We start from the raw sequence: 24,383 nt of genomic DNA, 5'->3' as shown, positions 1-24,383 counted from the left end.
GTCATAACCCTTGTACAGGTATGGAAACAGATCGCAGCGCCTCGGACAGCGCGACATACTTTTGATAGAGCGGGCCGTAGGCCGCGTGGCGTTCCGGGTTGGCAGAATATGTCGTGAGTTCGTTGCTGGTGCGGTTGGCCATCGTAATGGCGTCTTCACCATTGACCGCAGCTGCACCAAGAACGGCTGCGCCCCAGAGCCCCAGATCAGACGCGGGGTTCACCAAAACGTCCTGCCCAATAACGTCCGCAACAATCTGGCACCACACGGGATTGCGCGATCCCCCACCGGTCAATTGCACAGGCTGTGTCGGCAGTCCGTTTTCAGACACGAAACAGTGGCGCAGGCTGAATGCCGTGCCTTCCATAACCGCACGCCCCAATTCACCTTTTGTTGTCGCCCCTGACATGCCAAGAAAACCTGCCCGAATGGCGGGATCAACGAAGGGCGCGCGTTCGCCGTTCAGATATGGCAGAAAGATCACCCCGTTCGCGCCGACCGGAATATCCTGCACCAACGTGTTCAGCTTGGTTGCAACTTCGTCAGTGCTCTCGCTTCCAAGACTCATCGGGTGAAGACTGGCGAACCAATCAAAGGCTGCCGCCCCGGTGGACGGCGCCAAAACTCGGATTGCCACACTGCTGGTCGGATGCAGAACAGTCGCGCCCATCGGATCGCTTGTCGGAGCAATCTGATCGGTGAGGATGTTTACGACCGCCGTCGTGCCTAAGATCATCATTGTTTCACCGGCGCGCGCCATGCCCAGCCCGACAATCATCGCCGCAAGATCAAGAGTTGCAACAGACACTGGAAGTCCAACGGGCAATCCCGTTTGCGTGGCGGCCTCTTCGGTCACGTACCCTAGAACGGATTGTGCAGATCGCGGCTGGGGCAATTTCTCGAGCGCGTCCAAACAATCAAGCGCCTTTGCGGCGGCGCCGTAGTGCCTGGTCTGCACGTCAAGGAACGGAATCGTCGCGTTTGATACATCCGTCGCGATCTGACCCGTCAGTTGCCGTGCAATCCAATCACCACACGTCACGATATGTGCAACCCGCGCCGCCCGGTCCGGGTCAGCTTTGCGTAACCATCGCCACCCCATCACCGATGTGCCTGGCCAAAGGTCCGTATTGCAGCCAAGCGACACCGCTTTCAAAGCGCCTTTCGACCTAAGTCCGGCCAAATCTGATGCGATGTCTGTCCGCGTGTCAGACCACAGGATCGCGTTCCCGACAGGCGCGCCATCATGATCCAAAGGCCAAAATCCGTCGCCTTGCGCGCAGACGCCCAAGGAGGAGACCCTGTTGATCTCAATATCCTTACTCACAGTCTTCAGGCAGCTTGCCGCCGCAGTCCAGACGTCATGGGGATCCTGTTCCGCGCTTCCATCCGGTCCGCGCAACACATCTGTCGACGCGGACGCACTGGCAAGAATGACACCATTTTGCGCGTAGGCTGCCGCCTTGATGGCCGTCGTACCCACATCCAACGAAATCCAAATCTGCGACACCGGCTCCTCCCGTCGATCTAAACATCTGATTTAAAAATTGACATTTGTAAACTCGTTTGTTTTTCTCAACCCATAAAACAAATTCGGGTCGCAGAACTCTAGGGAGGAAACTATGCGTCTATCAATGAAGGCCATTCTGGCCGCATCATGTGTAGCATTTGCTTCGCCAGCGCTGGCTGATGACGATTTGTCACTTGACGGCAAGACAATCGGCGTCGCCGTTGTAGGCACCCAGCATTTCTGGGACCGCGAAGCGTTTAATGGTGCGACCAGCACAGTGGAAGAACTTGGCGGCACAGTGGTTCCTGTGGATGGGGGCCGTGACAACCAAGTACACGCTGACAACCACGATATTCTCTTAAACAATGGCGTCGACGCGGTTATTTCAATTCTTGGCGATGGTGCAGTCGAGCCAAAGTTTGAAGCCCTGAAAGAGGCGGGCATCCCTGTCTTCACAGTTGATCACCCCAGCCCACATGCGGTGAACAATACGACCTCCGACAACTACTACATGGGCACGACGATTGGTCGCTATATGGCGGATGCGATTGGCGGTGAAGGTAAGGTTGCGGTCTTCAACGCATTCCAGGAAGCGCTGCGGATTTGCGATATTCGCGCTGGTCTTTGGAAATACGTGCTAGAGGACTATCCAGGCATCGAAATCATCCAGCCTGAACTCGCCGAAGAGTTCGCCAATGCTCCCGAAGATGCGCGCAAGAAGACGCTTGATCTGCTCAGCCAGTATCCAGAAGGCTCAATTGACGCGATCCATGTCGGATGCTGGGATCAGCCTGCAATTGGTGTTGTGCAAGCGCTTGAGGAAGCGGGCCGCACCGATGTTCTGGTGACGGCGTTGGACGGCGGTCCGGACACTTTGGAAATCATGGCCGAAGACAATTCCCCCTTCGTGGCCAATGTCGCACAGCAACCAAACCTGATCGGGTCAACCTCTGCGATGAACGTGGCACGCCACTTTGCTGGTGAGACCCTTTTGCCGCAGACCTATGTTGACGTCGTTCCAGTCAATGGTCAGGCTGAAGCGAAAGCCGCTTACGAGACGCTCGGCTACGGATCACTCGACTGAGTGCGAAAAACCTTTTGGGGCGGCGACCTATCGGGTGGCCGCCCCTGACTTTGGGGAGGTGACAAGCGTGGAACCAAGCGCTTTTTCATTGTCGGGCGTCGTCAAAGAGTTTCCAGGCGTCCGCGCATTGGATCACGCATCGCTCAATGTGCGCCCCGGCGAAGTACATGGTCTTGTTGGCGAAAACGGCGCAGGCAAATCGACTGTGATCAAAGTGCTGGCTGGTGTTTACCAACCCGAGGCCGGTGAAATCATTGTCGGCGGCACCCGCCTCGAGCCGGCCACCCCCAAAACCGTGCACGCGGCGGGTGTGCGGTTTATCCATCAGGAATTGCACCTTGTGCCCCACTTCACGGTCACGGAATCCGTGTTTATGGGGCAGGAAGTCGGCGGTCGCCTTGGCCTCGCAAAGCGCCAAATGCGCCAGCGGGCAGAAACGTTTTTGCGCGAGAACCTGGGCCTCGACATTTCAGGCAATCGACTGATCCGTGATCTTGGGACTGCCGAACGCAAATTGGTTCAGATTGCACGGGCGCTGATTGACGGCGCCGCAAAGGTTGTCGTTTTCGACGAACCTACTGCCCCTTTGGCCAGCGAAGAAGTCGACACCGTCATGCGGGCGATTGCCCGGTTGAAAGAGCAAGGCATCGCGATCCTTTACGTCTCGCATTATCTCTCCGAAATCACCGATATCTGCGACCGTGTCACCGTTTTCCGCCAAGGTGAAACGGTGGGCGTGTTTGATGCCATTACGGACGCTTCTGCTGCGGATCTGATCTTTGCCATGGTCGGGCGTGAGATTTCAGACATGTTTCCCGCAAAAAGGCACCGCAAGACCAGCCTAGGGCTGGCGGTTACCGGGCTTAGCGATGCTGACAAATTCACCGACGTGTCCCTCAATGTCGGCGGCGGCGAAATCCTGGGTATTGCCGGGCTGATTGGATCGGGCCGCGAAGAGCTTGTCGATACGCTCTATGGCCTGCGGCGCACCAAGTCTGGCAGCGTGTTCTTCGACGGAACATCGCTTCGCATTGCAACAGCGGCGCAAGCCGTCAGGCAAGGCGTGGCATTGGTGCCGCGTGATCGCCGACACGATGGCTTGGTGCTACCGATGACGGTCACGGAAAATGCAACGCTTGCCACACTGCAAGACACAGCGCGCGTGGGACTGATTGACCGCAAGGCAGCCAAATCTGCGACTGAGGACCAAATCAAGGCGCTGGATATCCGCCCCCCAAATGCGGACAACGTGACACGTTTGCTGAGCGGCGGAAACCAACAAAAGGTCGTTCTAGCGCGATGGCTATCCACAAACGCGCGCCTGTTTATCTTTGATGAACCCACAGTAGGCGTGGATGTTGGAGCCAAGGCCGAGATCTACCAGTTGATCGAAGATCTCGCGGCCAAGGGTGCCGCAGTGATCGTATCTTCCTCTGACCCGGTAGAGTTGCAGGGTGTGTGCGACCGGATCATCGTCATGATGCGAGGCCGCAATGTGGGCACTTTGCCTGCAACAGGCTTGAGCATTGACACATTGGTCGCCGCCACGACGGGCGCCGCCAAGGTAGAGGATTTAGCCAATGCAGGCTGATGTCCGCGGTGGCCCGCGCTTGTCTGAAATTGTTGGCTTTCTGCCTTTGGTCATCTTTGTGGGTGTACTGGTCTATATCAGCTTGAACGCGCCGAACTTCGTTACTGTTCGCAATCTTGAGCTGGTGCTGATGCAAAGCTTACCCGTGGTTTTGGTCTGCGTGGGTCTGGCGGCCGTCGTTATGGCTGGTGGAGACGATGTGGTTTCCGGTGGCATAGACCTATCAATCCCGGCGACTGCAGTTCTTTCTGCGGGCATCACGGCGCAAATGCTGTCGCTTGATTATTCCCTGCTCAGCTGTGCATTGGCTGCCTTGCTTGCCTGTCTTGTTGTTGGCGTGATCAATGCTCTGCTTGTGACACGCGTTGGAATGACGCCACTTTTGACAACATTGGCGATGTTTGTCGCAGTCGTCGGTGTCAACAATGTGATTACCTCCAGTCGCCGGATCAACGTCGATCATCCGTGGATCATAGCGCTGCGCGGGACCGAAATTGGAAGCATTCCTCTGGGCATCATCCTCGTGGCGGCGATTGTCATCATCGGTTACTTCGCCATGCACCACACCCGATGGGGCCTGAATTTACAAGCAGCGGGCGGCAGCAAGGACGCCGCCGAAATCTCCGGGATCGGTGTGAACCTCCTGATCTCTCACAGCTTTGTCGTGGCCGCGCTGACCGGCTATGTCTGCGGTTTTTTCCTACTGGCGCGAGGTTCGGGAAGCTCGCCAGGCGTGCAGGACAACCTGATGCTTGAGATGGTGCTGGCAACCTTTCTGGGGGCCGCATTTTCGCCCCGGCGGGTGGTCACGATGTGGGGGGCTGTCTTGGGCGCTGTGCTGGTTGCCGCGATCTCGATCGGGTTCAAGTCGATGGGCGTGAACGTGTTCTGGACGGGGCTGATCAAAGGCTCGCTCATCGTTGTCGTCGTCGCTTTTTCCGCAATTTCGCAAAGAGTGCGTTAGTCCATGTCCAGCAGTGCTACGCGCCAAAACCACCTTGTGCAAATCTTTCTGCGCTTCGGCTTCCTGATCGTTTTTGCCGTGTTCTTCGTCTTGTTTGCTGTATGGAACCCGGTGTTCCTGCAAGGTGGAAACCTTCTCAATATTGTCGAAGGGTCAGCCATTCTGCTGATCATGGCGCTTGGCCTAACACTGATCGTGGCCACCGGCGGAATCGATCTGAGCATTGGCATTGCCTTGGATTTCGGCGCAGCCTTCGCTGTTGTCGCCATGAGCAGCTATGGTTTGGACTGGTTCAGTGCCGCCTGCGCCGGGATCATTGGCGGTTCTCTGGTGGGGCTGTTCAACGCGCTATTGGTGGTTGGGTTGCGGATCAGCCCGTTTCTGGCAACGCTCAGCACGTTCTTTATCGGCTCGTCCGTGCAACGGATATTCACCAATGGCGGTGGCCCGATCTCATACCGCCGCATGCCGGAAGAATTCCGCAACCTCGCCCTTGGCGACGTCTTGGGTGTACCAACCGAAGCTGTGATCGCGACCGTTTTGGCCCTGATCTATTTTCTGGTGCTGGAGCGGTCGATTTGGGGACGGCAAATCCATGCTATCGGGATGCAACGATCGGCAGCGATTGTTGCGGGCATCCGGGTGAACAGGATTTTGATCCTTTGTTTCGTGTGCGCGGCCATGACCTGTGCCGTTGGTGGTTTGATCGCGGCGGCCAACATTCGCATGTTTACCCCGCTATCGGGCTTTTCTTACCTTCTGGATGCGATTGCCGCCGTGTTCATCGGTGCAGCCTTGCACCCGCGTGGGCGTCCCAATGTTCTCGGTACCGTTGCCGGTGTTCTGTTTCTTGGCATGATCGCCAACGGGCTGAACCTGATGGGCCTGAACTTCAATACCAAAGACGCACTGCAAGGGATCATTCTGGTGTCGGCCTTGGCCCTGGCCGTGGCGCAACGCCGTGCGCGCAGCAGCTAAGCGGGATCAATCCGAGGTGGTTTGGTCACTGTCAACGCAGGCAAATCCCCGCGCCACTTTTCGGCGCGTACCACACAGGTATGGGCGATATTGCCTTGACTGAGCGCCGAGCATCCCTTGTCCAACGTCAAAGCATTTGGATTGCCGTGAACCTCAATTCGCTCTCCGTTGATAATCTGTGCATTAAACCAAGCCCCTGTTGGCAGTGACAGACAATCGGCGCGAATGTGATCGGCGATACGCGCGGCGCACAGGCAAGCACCGCGCGCGTTCGACAGCTTCAGGATATCCCCCTCGTCGACACCTATGCGCGCTGCGGCATCGGGGTGAAGCGTGCAGACCTCTCGCCCCCTGTGCTTTGAGGTTGCGGCCTCGCTCCCTTGATCGTTTTGCCCATGCAATCGGGTTGCAGGCTGACCGGATATCAGATGGAACTGGCCATCGGTCAGGGGTCCGCCTTCTGCTGGCGGCAGCCACATCGGGTGCGATGGGCAATCGCTGTGCCCCATGGTCGCAATGTTCGCGTTGGTCAAGGTCAGGCGTCCACTATGGGTATCAAGCGGATTTCGATCCGGGTCTTTGACGAATTGATCGAAGGCGACACACACTTCGCCCGCTGCGGGTACATCAAACCGCCCTGCAACTTTGAACGCGTCAAAGGATGGCATAGCGAAGCCAGCGTCAGTCCCGATGGTCTGCGCCCGTTCCCACATGTGGCGCAACCAGTCCGCGCTGGTGCGTCCTTCGGAAAAGGCATCGCCAATGCCAAGGCGCGTGGCGATGCCTTGGCAAATATCGTAGTCGTCACGCGCCTGTCCCAAAGGCTCATGAAAGCGTGACATGTAGAACAACGCACGATCACGACGGTTCATCATCAGGTCGTCACGTTCCAACGGGGTGGTGGACGGTAGCACAAGGTCGGCACGCCGCGCGGTCGCTGTCCAACTATGTTCGCTGACGATGACCGTCTCAGGCCGAGTCCAGGCGCGTTCCAACCGGAACAGGTCCTGATGGTGATGGAAAGGGTTTCCGCCACTCCACCAGATTAGTTTGAGGTCGGGATATTTCCGCGTCTGACCGTTGTAGCTGTATGCCTCATTTGGATACAGCAGCGCGTCCGCGATCCGTGCGACGGGGATAAAGTCAGCAATCGGGTTCGGTGCTTTGGGCAGAGAGGGCCATGGGATCAATCGGGCCGCACGACCAACGGGCGTGGTCGACCCGTAACCAAAACTGTACCCTGTGCCACGTTGCCCGATTTGCCCCAGGACACAGGCCAGTGCCAGCCCTGCCCAGATTGGTTGTTCTCCATGATCTGATCGCTGCATGCCCCAAGCCATGCTGATCATGACACGCTTGCGCGGCAACTCATCAGCCAACGCCCGTATAACACTCGCCTGGATATCACAGATGGGAGCGGCCCATTCGGCGGATTTGGTTACGCCGTCTGACGTGCCCATGACGTATGACTTCAACGTTTCCCACCCGCTGGTGCAGGTTTGCAGGAATTCCTCGTCCTCAAGGCCCGCCGCAACGATCTCATGAATCAAAGCGAGGATCAGTGCGGTATCTGTCCCCGGCCTGATCGACAACCATTCGCCCGTTTCTCCTCGTTCAGGCGCAATCGAGACCACGCGCACGCCCTTTGCGGACAGGTCCGCCAACCAAGGGCCAACTTCGTGCGTTGACGTGCCTGATGAGGTGATCTGCGCTGTGCGAGCAGAGATACCGCCAAAAGCCAGCATAAGCTCGCAATGCTCGGTGACCAGTGGCATGGTCGTCATCTGATCCTGAAAGGCGCGGATGGATAAGCCCAGTATATGGGGAAACAAAACCTCTGCCGCTGCATGCGAATAGGTTTCTCGGGATGAGGTGAAGCCACCGGCCAACGCAAGCAGTCGGCGCATCTGGCTTTGTGCGTGATGGAAGCGGCCCGCGCTGGACCAACCGTAAGAACCACCAAAGATCGCCTGATTGCCATACGCCTTGGACACGCGCGTGATCTCTTCTGCCGCCAGATCAAGGGCGCGCTCCCAAGAAATCTCCACAAAGCTGTCATCGCAACGGTTTGCGCCCCGGTCGCCATCCAGCCACCCTTTGCGGGCCACTGGTGCCAATATCCGCGCATCGCTGTTGCGAGACGCAGAGACCCAACCTCGCCCGATGCGCGATGGCAGCGGATCATCGGCGAGCGGCGTGAGGTCCGCGTCACCAGGATTGAACGTGTAGGTGCCCCAATGAGCCGCAGTATATTTCATAGCGTTACATCCTTGGGTCGAGGATCACTTTGATCTGGAGTTCACCCGGTTCGGGGCGGCGCGTCAATGCGGCTTCGAACGCGTCCAGCGCCGATACGTGCGTCACACATGCATCCCCATTGATCTTGCCCCGCACCATCAGGTCCAGAGCTGTGGAATAAGTGAATGGCGCCAGATGGCCGCCGCGAATGTCCAGTTCTTTGAATTCACCAAAGATGTTCAGATCCACCTGTGCGGGCTGCTTGTAGACCCCGAACACCACGATCCGCGCGCCTTTGCGCACTATCTGCAAACCTTGCTCAAAGGCGGCGGTCTGACCGGATGCCTCCAGGAATACGTCCGCCCCGCGCCCGTCTGTCAGGTCACCAATCGCGGCAGCAAGTTGCGGATCATCTGGGGCAAAAGCCAAATCCGCCCCCAGTTTCAAGGCGGCGTTGCGTTTTGACTGTCCGGGATTGATCAAGATGACTGTCCGCGGGGTTTTGAGCGCCGCCGCTTGGACCATGCCCATGCCAATCGGGCCTGCGCCGGACACGACCACAACATCATCGAACTGGATGTCGGCGCGCTGGACACCATGAATCGCATTGGCCAAAGGCTCGGTATAGCAGGCAGCATGGTCGCTTAGACCCTCTGGCACTTTGTGGATCACAGCCTCTTTGGGATAGATCATGTACTCAGCCCAACCACCGTCCAATGTGGCTCCAAGCACCTGCATGTTGTCGGTCAAATGATAGCTGCCACGCTGCCGATAAAAATCACTGCCATATGTAATGTTCAACTCGGCGATGGCGCGGTCGCCAATACGCAGCCCGTGCAGCTCGTCTGCGCCATCCCCCAGTTCAACGACTGTGCCGGTAAACTCGTGTCCCGGCGTGAACGGAAAGCTGAGCTGCCAGGGGCCTGTCGCATCCCACATCGCACGGTCTGCCGCGCAAATGCCGGAGGCGTCCACTCGCACCAATACCTCACCGGGTCCCGGCTCCGGCACGGGCATGGCTTCCAGTTTATGCTGCCCCCCAAAGCCATGGCAGCGTACCGCTTTCATCGTTTTACTCGCCATGGGCTCCGCCTATCGTCATTTGATGTTGAGTTATACATTTGACTACTTTAATGACGTTTGTAAAGATTTGGAGGGATAGGATGCAGAACCAAAAGACGACCGAAGATGTCGCCCTTGGCATCAGACGTCGTGTCTTTGAACACGCCATGCGCAACAATGGTGGCTACCTGTCCCAAGCCTGCTCTGCTGCCGAACAACTGGCCTGGCTTTATAACGAAGAGCTGAAACTGGGCGACCCGACCCTGCCAATGATCCCCAAACCGTTTGAGGGTGTGCCATCCCCGTCAAATCCAGACTATCACACAGGTGCGGGTTACAACGGCCCTGTTGAACCGCAGTTTGACAGATTGTTCATCGCGCCCGCCCACTACGCACTTGTCGCTTACGCAACCCTGATCGAGGTCGGGCGCATGGCTCCAGAAGGTCTGGAGATGTTCAATCAGGACGGATCCAGCGTTGAGATGATCGGGGCGGAACACTCGCCCGGGATGGAGGTGCATAACGGGACGCTTGGCATCGGCCTGTCCACGGCAGCAGGCCTTGCCTACGGACGGCGAAGGTGTGGTGATAAAGGTCGGACATGGGTGTTTATGTCGGACGGCGAAGTGCAGGAAGGCCAAACCTGGGAAGCCGTGCAGGCCTGTGCACATCACGGCATCGACACAGTGATGGCGATCATGGACGTGAACGATCAGCAGTGTGATGGCGCCATGTCATCGGTCATGGAGGTCGGCGACATCAAGACCAAGTTCGAAAATTTCGGAGCCGCTTGCATAGAAATTGATGGTCATGACCTGTCAGCCATCCGCGATGCAGCCCGGACATCGCATGTGGGAAAACCCCTGATTATTTTGGCGCGAACCAACCCGTTCCATACGATGTCGATCCTCGAAGAGCGTTTCCCGAGACTTCATTATGTGCGCTTCAAGTCCGAGGATGAACGGACCCGCTTCAACACTTCGATCGCCGCCGATCTGGGCGTCGATCCGATTGACTACGCCCATTAAGGATCTGCACTATGGTTGAAATGGTCTCCCGTCCTTATGCGTCTGCGTTTGAGAAATTCGCGGCAGGCAATCCAGACATCCTGTGCCTCAGCGCTGATTTGACGTCATCTTGTGAGATTGATGGCTTTCGAGACCGCCATCCCGATCAATTCGTTTCTCTGGGTATGGCCGAGCAAAACATGATGAGCTTCGCGGGCGGTCTGGGCCTTGCCGGGTTCCGACCGTTCATCCACACATTTGGCGTTTTCATGTACCGGCGTCCTTACGATCAGCTGATGGCATCCATCGCTTATCCTCGCCGCAAGGTACGCCTCATGGGGTTCTTACCCGGTGTCACGACGCCTGGCGGCATGACGCACCAATCCATCGAAGACATTTCCGTCATGCGCTCCATCCCCAACATGACGATCCTCGAAACCGGTGACGCCACCGAAGTGGAAAGCATTTGCGAAGCGGCAGATTCCATCGACGGACCTGTCTGGTGCCGCGTGCTGCGCGGTTCCGTACCGCGCCTTTTTGATACGCCAATCAAGGTCGGCGAGATGCGAGAGCTATCCCAGGGGGATGACATTCTTGTCGTCACATCCGGCATTTGCACCGAGGAAGCCATGCGTGCCCGGGCAGCTCTTGCCGCCGCAGGTCTCAGCATCCGCCACTTGCATCTCCATACGATCAAACCATTCGATGCCAAAGCGCTGCTCGATCATATCGGGTCCGTGAAACACGGCGTTGTGACGTTGGAAAATCACGTCACAGAGGGCGGCATCGGCAGCTTGGTCGCAGAAACGATGGCGGACGCTGGTATCGGTAAGCGACTTATCCGACTGGGGCTGAAAGACACCTACGCACATGGCGGGTCTCGACCGTACCTCATGCGCTACTACGGGCTTGATGCGCTGGCACTCGTGCGCGGGATCGAGGATCTGATGGGCGAATGCTACAACATCACCGAAGATGATCTGGCAGAGGCACGCTTTGACGATGTGCATTCGCTTGTGAAGGCTGAGGCGCTCTAGACTGCGGCTTACCAGGCAACAGTAAATCTTCGATACATCTGGAAATAAGGGGGATCCCGTGACGTCGCCCCTACAGAATGTGCCCGAGTTCCATTGTCCCAGAAATCGGGACGCGCCCGATCGCAAAGTGGCAATCATAGAACACTGGTGTCGAAGAGGTGCTTTGCCAGCCGCACATGTAAAAATCGCCTTGACTGGGTTAAGCTTCATCTCGTTCTAAATGCGCGCTGTGCGCTGTCCAGCCAACCGGCAGCAGGTTGGGTCCTGTCTTTCTGAAAACGAATTATGTCACAGGGTAAACACCTGGGAACACCCGATACACCAAGCCGCCCGCCTTCGGGCAGCAGCATCTCATAAGGCTGGTTAATTATGGTGAAATGCTGCGTACGGTCCGCAAGCTATTGGTTTCAAAACCGTTTCAGAACCCCGTCAATATATCGCGAACCGGTCGCGCGCCCTGTCCCCGCGGGGACAGATCAGGCAAACAGGTCGTGCGCCAGTTCCAATGCGTCCACAAGCACGTCAACTTCTTCCTTGGTGTTGTACATGCCGAAGGACGCGCGGCAGGTTGCGTTCAGGCCCATATGCTCCATCAGTGGACCCACACAATGCTGCCCCGCACGCACCGCGACACCCTTCTTGTCAAGGATGGTCGATATGTCATGCGCGTGCCCTGCCCCGTCCAATGTGAACGAGAAAATCGCGCCCTTGTCCGAGGTCGTGCCCTGCACTTGCAACCAGTTCAGCCCGCCCAGCTTTTCGACAGTATAGTCCCGCAAGGAATCCTCGTGCGCAGCAATGGCCTCCATCCCATGGCCCATCATGTAGTCCAGCGCCACACCAAGGCCGATCATCTGAACGATACCCGGAGTACCCGCTTCAAATTTGTGGGGCGGATCGTTGTAGATCACTCCAGCCTTGCTGACCTCCTTGATCATGTCGCCCCCGCCGATAAACGGGCGCATCTCGGCCATCCGTTCGGCTTTGCAATAGATGGCCCCAGACCCCGAAGGACCATACAGCTTGTGACCTGTGATCGCATAGAAATCGGCGCCTAAATCCTGCACATCAACCGGCATGTGGACCGCAGCCTGAGACCCGTCGACAAGCACCGGCACGCCCTTGGCGTGGGCGCCCTCGCAGATCGCTTTCACGTCCACCTTGGTGCCCAGCACATTGGACATATGCGTTACGGCCACCAGCTTGGTCTTGGGTCCAATCGCATCAATGACCTTCTGCGGATCAAGCGCGCCTGTCGTGTCCACATCGACCCACTTCAAAACGACACCCTGCCGTTCACGCAGGTAGTGCCAGGGCACGATATTGGCGTGGTGTTCCATCACGGACAGCACAATCTCGTCGCCGGCCTCCATCCGTGGCATGGCCCACCCATAGGCCACCATGTTGATGCCTTCGGTTGTGCCCGAGTTCATCACGATCTCATTCTCGGAGCCTGCATTCAGGAAACGCGCCAACTTGCCTCGGACGCCCTCGTAATTTTCGGTCGCTAGATTAGAAAGGAAATGCAAGCCTCTGTGAACATTTGCATATTCTTCGGAGTAAGCCTTGGAAATGGCGTCAATCACGACCTGCGGCTTCTGAGCCGATGCGCCACTGTCCAGATAAACCAGCGGCTTTCCATTCACCTCACGGCCGAGAATGGGGAAATCCGCCCGGATGGCGTTCACATCATACATTCGCAAGTCCTCCTGCCGTCACGCCCGTTAGCGTCACAAGCATCATCATTCCAACAAACAGGCCTGCCAGCACGATGATAAGCAGGCCAAAGGCACGAAACAGCGAGTCAAAGCGCAAGGCCGCGCTGACAAAATGCAATAAAAGCCAAAAGGCGACGATGGCAACAACCAGCGCCACAAGGCCCGCGATGCCCGGCACGATCAAGCTCAGCACAAGCACAAGCGCCTGTGCAGCCGCACGCAGGGCCTGCAACCAGGTCAGCAGCGCCAGCATGTCGGTGAGTTCACCATGTCCGCCAAGGGCCCGTCCGGCCCAGACAAGCCCGTGCACCATGACCAGAAGCCCGCCCGCGATCATCGCAAACAGCGCAAAGGGCCGTTCAAGCAGGGCCAGAAGCGGTATCGCCGCCCGTGCGGCAGGATCAATCGAACCGGGGGCAAGCACCGCGGGCGCTGAGGCCAGAATGGTATTGACCGCAGCCACCGCAAATAGCGCAAAATACAGGGTCTGCCGGTCCAGATGCCACCCGATGATCCGCTGTGCTACCTCCTTGGGATTGCGCAGCGTGTCGACCGCCAGGTCCGCGACGGCGTTCACGCTGCCCGCTCCTGCGCGATGGATCCACCGATCCAAAACCACATGAACACCACGAACCAGACCAGGCCAACGGTTTGCAGCCCGATCCCCGGGCCGATGAAACCCGCTATCAGACCATGCAGCAGGATCAATGGCGATGACGCAAGCAGCGCCCAAAACAGTGCCAGCCGCGCGCCATAAGATGTGCCCTGCCCGCGCAGAAGCCGCCCAATACCATGCGCAGCAAATGCGATCACGTAGAACAACAGCGGGGCCACAAAAATCCACGCCAGAAGCGATGCACCCATCAGCATGTTCAGATCCTGACCGGTTAAATGCGCCTCTCGGGCCAGTCGCGGCAGTTGCGCGATGAAGACCAGGGCACATGACGCCATGAGATAGGCCAGCGCACGATCTTCGCGTTGGCCAAGCTCAAGCAGGCGCCGTATGACGCGCCCTGGACCACGATATGTGGCCGAAATGTTCCGCGTGATGGCCATCTTAGCCCCGGTGACGCTCCAGCCAGCCTTGCAGGCGTTCAACCAATGCGTCGCGCAAAACTTCGTCCTCGATCTCTTCCACAGCCTCGGCGAGGAAGGCCAACGTCAACAGATCTGTTGCGATCTCAGCCGGGACACCGCGCGAGCGCAGGTAGAACAACGCATCTTCATCAATGGCACCGGACGTGGACCCGTGGGAACAGGCCACATCGTCGGCATAGATTTCAAGCTCGGGCTTGGCGAGGAACTGGCTGTCATCATCCAGCAAAAGCGACTGGCTGATCTGATAACCGTCTGTTTTCTGGGCACCTTCCTTGACCAGGATCTTGCCCTGGAACACACCAACAGCACCGTTGCGCAGCACCTTCTTGAACACCTGGCGGCTTTCGCAGCGCAGCGCGTCATGGGTGACAAACACCGTGTCGTCGTGGTGGAAATCGCCATCGCCCACGCAGGCCCCGGCCACATGCGCGACCGCATCGTCGCCGGTGATATCGATCACGCATTCGTTGCGGGTCAGGCGACCATTCACGGTCAGTGTGAACGACTTGAACACGGATTCGGCACCCAACCGCGTAAAGATATGCGTGGCTGCGCGGCGTTCGTGGTCCCGCCCCTGCGCACGTACATGATGGAAGGTCGCGCCATCGGCCACATCCACTTCCATTACCTTATTGAAACGTGCAGCGGCCGGGCCGGTTTCGAGCAAGGTCACCTCGGCACCCGGATCAAGCTTGATCACGTGGTGCAAGATCGCGTCCGACGTTTCGTTTTCATGCAAGTAGATGAAATTGATAGGCTTTTCAGCCCTGTCCGTGACATGAATCAACACGCCATCGGTGGCATAGGCGGTGTTCAACGCTGCCAACGGCCTTGGCACGTAGTGACCGTTCCCCTCAAGCGCACCGTAAAGGTCGGACGCCCAGTGAATATCTGCGCTTTCGGCCAGCCGGTCGATGCGTACACCAGACAAGGTCAGATCATCAGACTGATCGGCGTCGAATACACCATCGACAAACACGATCTTGAGCCGGTCAAGGTCGCCAAACAACGGCCCCTCTTCGTTGTGGAACAGCGCGGCGACGGGGGCTGTGGACTGCACAAGGCTGTCCGGCCGTGTGAACTTCCAATACTCGTCGCGACGTCCGGGCAGACCCATTTCGCGCAGGCGAGCCAACGCCGCCTTGCGCGTCGCATCCGCCCAGCCGTTCTGCGGCATGGCCAGGGTGTCCAACCGATCCTCGGTCGGGTTCGACTTGGGTGCGGGTTCAGCCATTATGCCACCTCGGCCAGGATGTCGGCATAACCGTTGTTTTCGACTTCAAGCGCCAGCTCGGGGCCACCCGTTTTCACGATCTTGCCGTCTGCCATGATGTGCACGACATCGGGTTTAATGTGGTCCAGAAGACGCTGGTAGTGCGTGATCACCAGGAACCCACGCCCTTCATTGCGCAGCGCGTTCACACCTTGGGCGACCAGTTTCATCGCGTCGACATCGAGGCCGGAATCTGTCTCGTCAAGAATGCACATCTTGGGCTCAAGCATCGCCATCTGCAGGATTTCATTGCGTTTTTTCTCACCACCCGAGAAGCCAACATTGACGGGACGCTTGAGCATGTCGGCGTCGATTTTCAATGCTTTGGCGCGTTCGCGAATAACTTTCAGGAAGTCGGCGGCGCTCATTTCATCCTCGCCCCGTGCCTTGCGTTGCGCGTTCACTGCGGTGCGCAGGAAGGTCATGTTGCCGACACCCGGGATTTCCACCGGGTATTGGAACGCAAGGAACAGGCCCGCAGCGGCGCGTTCTTCCGGTTCCATCTCGAGCAGGTCTTCGCCATCAAGAGTGGCTTGACCGCTCGTAACCTCGTATCCGTCGCGACCCGAGAGGACATAGGACAGAGTTGACTTGCCCGACCCGTTAGGACCCATGATCGCGTGCACTTTGCCCGCTTCGACCGTCAGATCGACACCCTTCAGGATTTGCTTGTCTTCTTCTTCAAGTTGCACGTGCAAGTCTTTGATGTTCAGCATTTTTCTTTTCCTCGTCTCGCGCCTGTCGCGCGCTATTGCAGAATGACGGCAGTGCCCGAAACACTGACCATCAACATTGAATCTCCGACCACCTCGTAATCGAGGTCGATCCCGATCACGGCATTGGCCCCAAGGGCTGCCGCGCGCTGTTCCAGTTCGGCCATCGCCGTGTCGCGGGCGTCCTGCAGCTTGGACTCGTACGCCCCCGAGCGGCCACCGATGATATCCGTAACCCCGGCAAAGAAATCACGGACAACGTTGGCGCCCATGATCGCCTCGCCCACGACGATGCCGCGGTAGTCGGTGACCTTGTGGCCTTCGACCGTATTGGTGGTAGTCAAGATCATCTTGCGCCCTTCAGTCATTTCCATGCGGCTGACTGCAGTCTCGGCACAGGCCGTCACCGGCACGGGCACACCGCAGAATTGTGACGAACCGAAGTGTCAGCGCGCCCCAGCAGATGAAAAGGACAAGCCCCATCAAGATATCGAACCGTTCTGCGTATTTTGCAATGAACCAACCGTCTTCGACCATCTCGGCAACAATTTCGTCATGCGCGATAGACAGCATGAACACGATCAGGTGGACGAGGATCACCAAGGTGAGTTCGCGCGTTTCCGGCAAGAGCCGACCGGGGTGTCCGAACCGAACCTGCAGGCCGCTTGGCTTGCGTGGTGTATCAGGTGCCATCGAATTACCCTCCCTGCACAAGCGCAGTCTGCTGCCGACCACGGACCTGTCCATCGGTGACGTCGACGCAGGGCGCTGTTGTTTTGCAGTTCATTCCACATCCTCCGACGTAGCGCGGGCGAACAACCGTTGGGTTCCCATGGCCACCGCAACAGACAACATCAGAAGCGCAAGCCACACCCAGAAGGACGTCAGCGCCCCCGGCGCAAGTGACGCAGCCAAGTGACGCAGCCACAATCATTCCACCGATCACGGTGATGACAAAGGCCAGCCCGCCCTGCTGCGTGCCGTCCAGGTTAGAGACCACGTGACGTTTGATCCTGGCGTCGGTCCGCTGTGTGTTGGACAGATCTGTCATCGATCCGCCCCGGCAAAAAGAAAGAACGCCGCCCCGATTGCGCCACCTGTCATGGCCCCGCCGATGGCGAGCGCCGACGCGAAGTCAGGCAACAACAGCACACCCACGCCACCGCCGATTGCCGCGCCCCCAAGGACGGACAAGGCCATGATCGCAAAGGCGGACCGGGATTCCTTCTGGTCAGACATGGATCAGCCCACCGACCCTTCCAACGAAATGGCAACCAGCTGCTGCGCTTCCATGGCGAACTCCATGGGCAGCGCCTGCAGCACGTCCTTGCAGAAGCCGTTGATCACAAGGGCCACCGCCTCTTCCTCGTCCATGCCGCGGCTGCGGCAATAGAACAATTGGTCGTCGTCCACCTTGGAAGTCGTCGCCTCGTGTTCGACACGGGAAGAGTTGTTCTTCACCTCGATATACGGCACCGTGTGGGCACCGCATTTGTCACCGATCAACAAGCTGTCACACTGCGTATAGTTGCGGCTGTCCTTGGCTTTGGGGTGCATGGACACAAGGCCCCGATAGGTGTTCTGGGCCTTGCCCGCGCTGATGCCCTTGGACACGATGCGCGACTTGGTGTTCTTGCCCAGATGCACCATCTTGGTGCCGGTGTCGGCCTGCTGCATGTTGTTTGCGATGGCGATGGAATAGAACTCGCCCTGGCTGTCATCGCCGCGCAGGATGCAGGACGGGTACTTCCACGTCACGGCTGAACCCGTTTCGACCTGTGTCCACATCACCTTGGCCCGATCGCCCCGGCAATCGGCGCGCTTGGTCACGAAGTTGTAGATACCGCCCTTGCCGTTCTCGTCGCCCGGATACCAGTTCTGGACGGTGGAGTATTTGACCTCGGCATCTTCCAGAAGGACGATTTCAACAACAGCTGCGTGCAGTTGCGAGGTGTCGCGTTGGGGCGCTGTGCAGCCTTCGAGGTAGGACACATAGCTGCCTTTGTCCGCAATGATCAGCGTGCGTTCGAACTGGCCAGTATTCTCTGCGTTGATGCGAAAATAGGTGGACAGCTCCATCGGGCAGCGGACACCCGGAGGTACATAGACAAACGACCCGTCCGAGAAGACAGCGCTGTTCAGCGTGGCATAGAAGTTGTCCTGCACCGGCACGACCGATCCGAGGTACTTTTTGACCAGCTCGGGATGTTCCTTGATCGCTTCGGAAATCGAACAGAAGATCACGCCGGCCTTTTTCAGTTCCGCCTGAAACGTCGTGCCAACGGACACGGAGTCAAAGACCGCATCCACAGCGACCTTGCGGCCTTCGGCGGGGGCATCCTCGGCCCCTTCGACACCGGCGAGGATCATCTGTTCCTTCAGCGGAATGCCCAGCTTTTCGTACGTTGCCAGCAGTTTGGGGTCGACCTCGTCCAATGACTTCGGCTTGACCTCCATCGATTTGGGCCGGGCGTAGTAGTACTGATCCTGAAAATCGATCTCGGGGTAGTCGACCATGGCCCAATCGGGTTCCTTCATCTGCAGCCAGCGATCATAGGCTTGCAGACGCCATTCAGTCATCCACTCGGGCTCTTCATTCTTTTCCGAGATCAGCTTGACGATGTCTGGCGTCAGGCCCTTCGGGGCGTATTCCATCTCGATGTCGGTTTCCCAGCCGTACTTGTACGCGCCGCCCACTTCGGCAACGGCATCCACAGTTTCCTGATCGACACCTTCTTTGACGATAACATTTTCCATGTCAGACATCCTCTCGCATCTGAGCGGTTCAAGCCGCCCGCGCCTCGTGTTTCCTCAGTTTTTGCGCCCACACATCGGCAAAACGCAAAACATCTTCATCCGTCGTCTCGAGCCCCAGTGACACCCGCACCGCTGATGCCGCTTCAAGCTCTGAGTAGCCCATTGCCTTCAACACCCGGCTCGCCTTGACCTTGCCGCTGGAACAGGCCGACCCCGCCGAGATGGCGAAACCGGACAGATCCATCTGCATCACCTGCGTCTCGCCTTTCCAGCCGGGCGTAATGAAACAGGAGGTGTTCGGCAGGCGCTTCGAGTCTTTCCCGACAAAAATAGTTGTCTTTGAGGCGGCAGCAAGAGCGTTTTCTAGAATATTTCTAAGTTTCTCGACCCGGTCCCATTTTCCGCTCGCAACATCGCGCTGTGCTGCCTCGGCTGCTGCGCCGAACCCGGCGATGCCAACGACGTTCTCAGTGCCGGAGCGCCGACCCATTTCCTGCCCCCCGCCCCGGACTTGCGCCGGTACATCCAAGCCTTGCCGCAGGATCAACGCACCCACACCCTTTGGTCCACCCAGCTTGTGGCCAGAGATCAGGCCCATTTCCACGCCCACCCAGTCGAACCCGAACGGCAGCTTGCCAAAGGCTTGTGTCATATCACTAAGAGCAAGGCCTTTCGGGACGTCCTGCACAACGCCTGTTTCGGAATTGGCCATCTGCAAGCAGGACGCGACGGGTGTTTCGACGTGGATACGTCCGTCGGTGTCTGCAGCCAGAACAGGATCTATCCACGCGCCCACCGCGTCATGCTCAATAAGAGATCCATGCAGGGAGCGCCCCGCACAGGCAAGGGCTGCAGCCTCGGTCGCGCTGGCGGTGAAGACGATATCGGCCCCTGAGGCCCCGAGTGCGTCGGAAATTTGCGCGCGGGCTTTCTCGATAATGGCCTTGGATGTCCGACCCTCGGCATGAACCGACGACGGATTGCCGACCGCATCCATGGCGCGCAGCATCGCCTCGCGCGCCTCAGGCCGCAGCGGTGTTGTCGCGTTATGATCCAGATAGATGCGGCTCACCCGATCCATCCTTCATCTTGCCATATAAACTCCGGGGGTCTGGGGGCTGGCCCCCAGTCAACGCTACCCATCATCAACCACCGCGAACAGGTTGGGCACCGCCGGACACGGGGCAAGTTCATTCCCGATCACATCCGACAGACGGGTCTGGTGGAGGAAGACGTAGACATGCGCGCTCAACCCTTCCCACAAACGGTTGGTCAGCGACTGTGCCTTGGACCCGGACGCCGCGCCCGAAGCCCCGGCCCCCTTATGCATCGCGTCCACCTTTTCGTCGACCGCTGCCAGAATATCAGCCACGCGAATGTCTGATGCTGACCGCGACAGCCTGTATCCCCCGCCAGGGCCGCGGACAGAGGACACCAGATCGGCGCGCCGCAACTTGACGAAGAGCTGTTCGAGATACGGCAACGAGATGTCCTGTCGGGACGAAATATCCCCCAGGCTGACGAGCTGATCACCGGGCTGCATTGCGATGTCGGCCAGTGCCACCATCGCATAGCGCCCCTTGGTCGACAGTTTCATGGCAAAACCCCCAATTGACGTCACCGACACAAGGTCATACATCGTTGCCACTGCAGGATGTATGACCTGTCGGAAAAGTTAGAACCGTTCTAAGGTATCCGATCAATTTCGTCAAGAAATCGGAACCTAAAAAAGACGCGCGAGGACAGAACACCATATGCCCGAGGTCATTTTTCCCGGACCCGAAGGCCGCCTCGAAGGCCGCTACCACCCTCAAAAAGAACGTGATGCGCCGATCGCCATCGTTTTGCATCCACATCCGCAGTTCGGCGGCACCATGAACCATAAGGTCGTGCATGCGTTGCACTATGCCTTTTTCAACATGGGGTTCACTGTTCTGCGTTTCAATTTCCGCGGTGTCGGGCGCAGCCAGGGTGAATATGATCAGGGCATTGGCGAGCTGAGCGATGCCGCCTCGGCCCTCGATTACCTGCAGTCGATGAACAACAATTCCAAGCACTGCTGGGTTGCGGGCTTTTCGTTCGGCGCGTGGATCGGCATGCAACTGTTGATGCGGCGGCCCGAGATCACCGGGTTTATTTCGGTGTCGCCTCCGGCCAACATGTACGACTTTTCGTTTCTGGCCCCCTGCCCGTCCTCGGGTCTGATCATCAACGGAACGGCTGACCGTGTGGCACCGCCGGCCGACACAGAATCACTTGTGTCGAAGTTGCATGATCAAAAGGGTATCACCATTACGCACACGCAGGTCGAGGGGGCGGGCCATTTCTTTGAAGAGCCGCATCTGGACACGCTGATCGGCAACACGACCGACTACGTGAAACGGCGCCTGACAGAAACGACGCGCTGATGGCCGATCCCGTCGTCGTCGAAATGGCTAACAAGCTAGCCGAGGAATGCCTTGCCGTGCAGAACGAGGTGGGCAATGACCGCCTGTTTATGGAAGTGGGCGATGTACTGGGCGCATCATCCCAAACGCTGGAAGAGGCGTTTTTGACCGCGATCCGCACGCGGATGGCAAATGACGCCGGCCGTCGCTTTCTTGCTCAGAAGATCAAGGCGCATCGCGCGGAACAGGCGTCTGAGTGACGCGGCTTGATCAGCAGATCGCCTTTCTCAACGAGGCAGACAAGCTCAAGTCCATCAACCGCGCGACCACTCTGGCCGATGGCAGCCGTGTCGAAAACAGCGCGGAACACTCATGGCACCTGACCCTCTATGCACTTGTGCTGGCGGATCAGGCAGGTCCGGATGTCGACATCAATCGCGTTATCAAGATGCTGATCCTGCACGATCTGGTCGAGATTGACGCAGGCGACAATCCCATCTTTGAAGACGTGGACGCCGCTGCCGTCGCGGCACAGGAAGCGGCAGCGGCCGATCGCCTGTTCGGCCTTCTGCCCGCTGATATTGCCAGCGCCTTGCGCCCGATCTGGGAAGAGTTCGAAGCCGCTGAAACCCCGACCTCGCTTTTTGCAAAGGCGCTGGACCGGTTTCAACCACCGATGCTGAACCTTGCCTCGGGTGGTGGCAGTTGGACCGACTACAATGTCACCGAGGAAACCATTACCACCCGCGTTGGCACAAAGATCGAGCGTGGCGCGCCAGCACTTTGGGACTATGCCAGCAAACGCATCAGCGCGTTCTTTGCATCGCTTTCTTGATACGGAATTTCTGTATACCATTGCATACAGACTTTCCAAACCCGTTCTGACCCGCTAAGCGCTAAACAAGACTGACAGTGCTGCAAAGGACCCATCCATGACCAAGATCAAGGTAGAGAACCCCATTGTCGAAATGGACGGGGACGAGATGACCCGCATCATGTGGGACTTCATCAAGAAGAAGCTGATCGAACCCTACCTGGATATCGACCTGCTCTATTACGATCTGGGGATCGAAGAACGCGACCGGACCGAAGATCAGATCACCATCGACGCCGCCGAAAAGACCAAGGAAGTGGGCGTCGCCGTCAAATGCGCGACCATCACCCCGGATGAGGCACGGGTCGAGGAATTCGGTCTCAAGAAGATGTGGCGCAGCCCGAACGGCACCATCCGCAACATCCTGGGCGGCGTGATCTTTCGCCAGCCGATCATCTGCCGCAACGTGCCCCGCCTGGTCCCGGGCTGGACCCGTCCCATCGTGGTGGGCCGTCACGCCTTTGGTGACCAGTACAAAGCCACCGACATGAAGTTCCCCGGCGCGGGCACGCTGACCATGAAGTTCGTTGGCGAAGACGGCACCGAGATCGAGCACGAAGTGTACAAGGCCGACAGCGCGGGCGTGTTCATGTCGATGTATAATATCGACAAGTCGATCTACGACTTTGCACGTGCGTCCTTAAACTACGGCCTGAACCTCGGCTGGCCGGTTTACCTATCGACCAAGAACACGATCCTCAAACAATATGACGGGCGGTTCCTTGAAATCTTCCAAGAGGTCTATGACGCCGAATTCAAGGACCAGTTCGAAGCCAAGAAGATCTGGTACGAACACCGCCTGATCGACGACATGGTGGCCTGCGCCATCAAGTGGAATGGTGGGTTTGTCTGGGCCTGCAAAAACTATGATGGCGATGTGCAGTCAGATGTTGTGGCCCAAGGCTTTGGCTCGCTTGGCATGATGACCAGCCAGTTGATGACACCCGATGGCAAGATCGTCGAGGCCGAGGCCGCACACGGCACCGTCACCCGCCACTACCGACAGCATCAGGCGGGCGAGCAGACCTCGACCAACTCCATCGCGTCGATCTATGCGTGGACCGGTGGTTTGAAGCACCGGGCCAAGCTGGACGGGAACACCGCGCTGCAAACCTTTGCAGCGACACTGGAAAAGGTCATCGTGCAGACCGTAGAAGGCGGCCACATGACCAAGGATCTGGCGCTGCTTGTCGGTCCTGATCAGGGATGGCTGACCACCATGGGCTTTCTTGAAAAGATCGACGAAAACCTGAACAAGGCGCTGACCGGGTAAACAGCCGCCGCAGGATCGTGCCCGGTATGGGCGCGATCCCTACTGACCGCGATTATGTGTGCGGGCGTACATTGTCCCAATCATCCGACTGGCCGTCTTTTCAAACAGGCACGTAACAAGTGCATGGATCAGTGCCGCGCCGCCCGCCAGAAACAAACGAACAGCAAATCCGCCCGCAAAGACGGCATGTTGGGCATAGCTTTCATCCACGCTGCGGGGATGGGACAGAAACACTCGAGCCAGCATTTGATACTCCTATTTTGTTTGTGCAGAGTATGCGGACGACAGGGTCATGTTTTCCCAATTTGGCGGGGTGAGCCCCCTTGTGCTGTGACATACTCCCACCAACATTAGAGTTATGAAGACATTTGATGACATCGACATGCGAATCATGCGCGAGTTGCAACGGGACGCAGGCGTTTCGCTTGAAACCCTTGGGGACCGGGTTGGGCTGAGCCGGAATGCATGCTGGCGCCGCGTGCGCGCGCTGGAAGAGAGCGGTGCCATCACAGCCCGGGTCGCGTTGCTTGATCCTGCTGCCGTCGGGATGAGCCTGATGGTATTCATGCAGATCCGCACGCACAGCCATGATCCGGACTGGCAGCAGAAATTCAACCGGGCCGTCCGGACAGTCCCGGGAATCCTGAGCGCCTACAGGATGACAGGTGATCTGGACTACCTGATCCGCGCGCGTGTACGGGATATGGCGGGCTATGATGCCCTTTATCAACAGTTGATCCATCACGTGCCAATTGCGGATGTATCTGCGAGTTTCGTCATGGAAGAGATAAAGGACGGCACCGCGCTGCCCATCTGAAA

The 24,383-nt window shown here is 58.0% G+C and carries 27 protein-coding genes; 11 read left to right on the top strand and 16 right to left on the bottom strand.

Features of this window, described 5'->3' with window-relative positions; all coding sequences use genetic code 11:
• Position 1: 1 nt before the first annotated feature.
• Positions 2-1,510 carry an FGGY family carbohydrate kinase gene (locus Q1A75_RS15325; protein WP_299547371.1) on the bottom strand — a complete coding sequence of 503 codons (1,509 nt, stop codon included), beginning with the start codon at positions 1,508-1,510 and terminating at the stop codon, positions 2-4.
• A 112-nt stretch (positions 1,511-1,622) separates the two neighbouring features.
• Between Q1A75_RS15325 and Q1A75_RS15320 the strand changes: the two genes are divergently transcribed.
• The 4 genes from Q1A75_RS15320 to Q1A75_RS15305 all read left to right on the top strand — a co-directional run bounded on the left by Q1A75_RS15320 (position 1,623) and on the right by Q1A75_RS15305 (position 6,127).
• Positions 1,623-2,594, top strand: coding sequence for a sugar ABC transporter substrate-binding protein (locus Q1A75_RS15320; RefSeq protein ID WP_299547368.1), 972 nt, complete (start codon positions 1,623-1,625; stop codon positions 2,592-2,594).
• 67 nt (positions 2,595-2,661) lie between these two features.
• Complete coding sequence (locus Q1A75_RS15315; protein ID WP_299547365.1) at positions 2,662-4,185, top strand: sugar ABC transporter ATP-binding protein; 1,524 nt, start codon at positions 2,662-2,664, stop codon at positions 4,183-4,185.
• Positions 4,175-5,149 (top strand): ABC transporter permease, encoded by a 975-nt coding sequence (locus Q1A75_RS15310; RefSeq protein ID WP_299547362.1) that lies wholly within the window; start codon positions 4,175-4,177, stop codon positions 5,147-5,149. The genes Q1A75_RS15315 and Q1A75_RS15310 overlap by 11 nt, the downstream gene beginning before the upstream one ends.
• 3 nt (positions 5,150-5,152) lie before the next feature.
• Positions 5,153-6,127 (top strand): ABC transporter permease, encoded by a 975-nt coding sequence (locus tag Q1A75_RS15305; RefSeq protein ID WP_299547359.1) that lies wholly within the window; start codon positions 5,153-5,155, stop codon positions 6,125-6,127.
• Here the strand turns inward: Q1A75_RS15305 and Q1A75_RS15300 are convergent.
• Both Q1A75_RS15300 and Q1A75_RS15295 read right to left on the bottom strand, forming a co-directional pair.
• Positions 6,124-8,385 (bottom strand): molybdopterin-dependent oxidoreductase, encoded by a 2,262-nt coding sequence (locus tag Q1A75_RS15300; protein WP_299547356.1) that lies wholly within the window; start codon positions 8,383-8,385, stop codon positions 6,124-6,126. The two genes, Q1A75_RS15305 and Q1A75_RS15300, sit on opposite strands and share 4 nt — an antisense overlap.
• A gap of 4 nt (positions 8,386-8,389) precedes the next feature.
• Entirely contained in the window at positions 8,390-9,448 is a 1,059-nt protein-coding gene (locus Q1A75_RS15295) for an alcohol dehydrogenase catalytic domain-containing protein (RefSeq protein WP_299547354.1), read from the bottom strand.
• Positions 9,449-9,528: 80 nt separating this feature from the next.
• Here Q1A75_RS15295 and Q1A75_RS15290 point away from each other — a divergent pair, with 80 nt between their 5' ends.
• Both Q1A75_RS15290 and Q1A75_RS15285 read left to right on the top strand, forming a co-directional pair.
• Positions 9,529-10,455 (top strand): transketolase, encoded by a 927-nt coding sequence (locus Q1A75_RS15290; RefSeq protein WP_299547351.1) that lies wholly within the window; start codon positions 9,529-9,531, stop codon positions 10,453-10,455.
• Between the two features lie 11 nt (positions 10,456-10,466).
• The gene (locus Q1A75_RS15285) at positions 10,467-11,471 is read left to right on the top strand and encodes a transketolase C-terminal domain-containing protein (RefSeq protein WP_299547348.1); all 1,005 of its coding nucleotides are present in this window, start codon (positions 10,467-10,469) and stop codon (positions 11,469-11,471) included.
• Positions 11,472-11,947: 476 nt separating this feature from the next.
• On the opposite strand, the gene Q1A75_RS15280 is transcribed toward Q1A75_RS15285, so the two are convergent.
• From Q1A75_RS15280 to Q1A75_RS15225, 12 genes are all read right to left on the bottom strand, one after another.
• Positions 11,948-13,168 (bottom strand): cysteine desulfurase, encoded by a 1,221-nt coding sequence (locus Q1A75_RS15280; RefSeq protein WP_299547345.1) that lies wholly within the window; start codon positions 13,166-13,168, stop codon positions 11,948-11,950.
• Positions 13,161-13,766: a Yip1 family protein gene (locus Q1A75_RS15275; RefSeq protein WP_299547343.1), complete on the bottom strand. Its 606-nt coding sequence runs from the start codon at positions 13,764-13,766 to the stop codon at positions 13,161-13,163. Before Q1A75_RS15275 ends, Q1A75_RS15280 begins: the two co-directional genes overlap by 8 nt.
• Positions 13,763-14,245, bottom strand: a complete 483-nt coding sequence (locus tag Q1A75_RS15270; protein ID WP_299547340.1) for a YIP1 family protein — start codon at positions 14,243-14,245, stop codon at positions 13,763-13,765. Before Q1A75_RS15270 ends, Q1A75_RS15275 begins: the two co-directional genes overlap by 4 nt.
• A gap of 1 nt (position 14,246) precedes the next feature.
• Positions 14,247-15,521, bottom strand: a complete 1,275-nt coding sequence (sufD, locus tag Q1A75_RS15265) for a Fe-S cluster assembly protein SufD (protein ID WP_299547338.1) — start codon at positions 15,519-15,521, stop codon at positions 14,247-14,249.
• Entirely contained in the window at positions 15,521-16,276 is a 756-nt protein-coding gene (sufC, locus tag Q1A75_RS15260) for a Fe-S cluster assembly ATPase SufC (RefSeq protein ID WP_299547335.1), read from the bottom strand. The genes sufD and sufC overlap by 1 nt, the downstream gene beginning before the upstream one ends.
• Before the next feature lie 32 nt (positions 16,277-16,308).
• Positions 16,309-16,623 (bottom strand): heavy metal-binding domain-containing protein, encoded by a 315-nt coding sequence (locus Q1A75_RS15255; RefSeq protein ID WP_299547332.1) that lies wholly within the window; start codon positions 16,621-16,623, stop codon positions 16,309-16,311.
• 10 nt (positions 16,624-16,633) lie between these two features.
• A complete protein-coding gene (locus Q1A75_RS15250) occupies positions 16,634-16,966 on the bottom strand; it encodes a hypothetical protein (protein WP_299547330.1) in 333 nt (110 codons plus the stop codon).
• Between the two features lie 4 nt (positions 16,967-16,970).
• On the bottom strand, positions 16,971-17,324 hold the full coding sequence (locus Q1A75_RS15245; protein WP_299547327.1) for a hypothetical protein: 354 nt from the start codon (positions 17,322-17,324) through the stop codon (positions 16,971-16,973).
• Positions 17,321-17,512 (bottom strand): hypothetical protein, encoded by a 192-nt coding sequence (locus tag Q1A75_RS15240; RefSeq protein WP_299547324.1) that lies wholly within the window; start codon positions 17,510-17,512, stop codon positions 17,321-17,323. The genes Q1A75_RS15245 and Q1A75_RS15240 overlap by 4 nt, the downstream gene beginning before the upstream one ends.
• Before the next feature lie 3 nt (positions 17,513-17,515).
• Positions 17,516-19,039 carry a Fe-S cluster assembly protein SufB gene (gene sufB, locus Q1A75_RS15235; protein WP_299547321.1) on the bottom strand — a complete coding sequence of 508 codons (1,524 nt, stop codon included), beginning with the start codon at positions 19,037-19,039 and terminating at the stop codon, positions 17,516-17,518.
• Between the two features lie 19 nt (positions 19,040-19,058).
• Positions 19,059-20,102 carry an aminotransferase class V-fold PLP-dependent enzyme gene (locus tag Q1A75_RS15230; protein WP_299547318.1) on the bottom strand — a complete coding sequence of 348 codons (1,044 nt, stop codon included), beginning with the start codon at positions 20,100-20,102 and terminating at the stop codon, positions 19,059-19,061.
• 63 nt (positions 20,103-20,165) lie between these two features.
• Positions 20,166-20,627 carry an Rrf2 family transcriptional regulator gene (locus Q1A75_RS15225; RefSeq protein WP_299547469.1) on the bottom strand — a complete coding sequence of 154 codons (462 nt, stop codon included), beginning with the start codon at positions 20,625-20,627 and terminating at the stop codon, positions 20,166-20,168.
• 157 nt (positions 20,628-20,784) lie between these two features.
• Here Q1A75_RS15225 and Q1A75_RS15220 point away from each other — a divergent pair, with 157 nt between their 5' ends.
• The 4 genes from Q1A75_RS15220 (at position 20,785) to Q1A75_RS15205 (ending at position 23,564) form a co-directional block, all read left to right on the top strand.
• Positions 20,785-21,438, top strand: coding sequence for an alpha/beta hydrolase (locus tag Q1A75_RS15220; RefSeq protein ID WP_299547315.1), 654 nt, complete (start codon positions 20,785-20,787; stop codon positions 21,436-21,438).
• Complete coding sequence (locus Q1A75_RS15215) at positions 21,438-21,677, top strand: hypothetical protein (RefSeq protein ID WP_299547312.1); 240 nt, start codon at positions 21,438-21,440, stop codon at positions 21,675-21,677. The genes Q1A75_RS15220 and Q1A75_RS15215 overlap by 1 nt, the downstream gene beginning before the upstream one ends.
• Positions 21,674-22,252 carry an HD family hydrolase gene (locus Q1A75_RS15210; protein ID WP_299547310.1) on the top strand — a complete coding sequence of 193 codons (579 nt, stop codon included), beginning with the start codon at positions 21,674-21,676 and terminating at the stop codon, positions 22,250-22,252. The genes Q1A75_RS15215 and Q1A75_RS15210 overlap by 4 nt, the downstream gene beginning before the upstream one ends.
• Before the next feature lie 97 nt (positions 22,253-22,349).
• Positions 22,350-23,564, top strand: a complete 1,215-nt coding sequence (locus tag Q1A75_RS15205) for an NADP-dependent isocitrate dehydrogenase (protein ID WP_299547308.1) — start codon at positions 22,350-22,352, stop codon at positions 23,562-23,564.
• Between the two features lie 39 nt (positions 23,565-23,603).
• Here Q1A75_RS15205 and Q1A75_RS15200 read toward each other — a convergent pair whose 3' ends face one another.
• Positions 23,604-23,810, bottom strand: coding sequence for a DUF6356 family protein (locus Q1A75_RS15200; protein WP_299547305.1), 207 nt, complete (start codon positions 23,808-23,810; stop codon positions 23,604-23,606).
• Between the two features lie 112 nt (positions 23,811-23,922).
• Between Q1A75_RS15200 and Q1A75_RS15195 the strand changes: the two genes are divergently transcribed.
• Positions 23,923-24,381, top strand: a complete 459-nt coding sequence (locus tag Q1A75_RS15195; protein ID WP_299547301.1) for an Lrp/AsnC family transcriptional regulator — start codon at positions 23,923-23,925, stop codon at positions 24,379-24,381.
• Positions 24,382-24,383 lie beyond the last annotated feature (2 nt).

The organism is uncultured Tateyamaria sp. (assembly GCF_947504105.1).
In the GTDB taxonomy this organism is placed as follows: Bacteria; Pseudomonadota; Alphaproteobacteria; order Rhodobacterales; family Rhodobacteraceae; genus Tateyamaria.
Note: the sequence above shows the minus strand (reverse complement) of the source record. Positions and strands in the feature narration are given on the sequence as shown.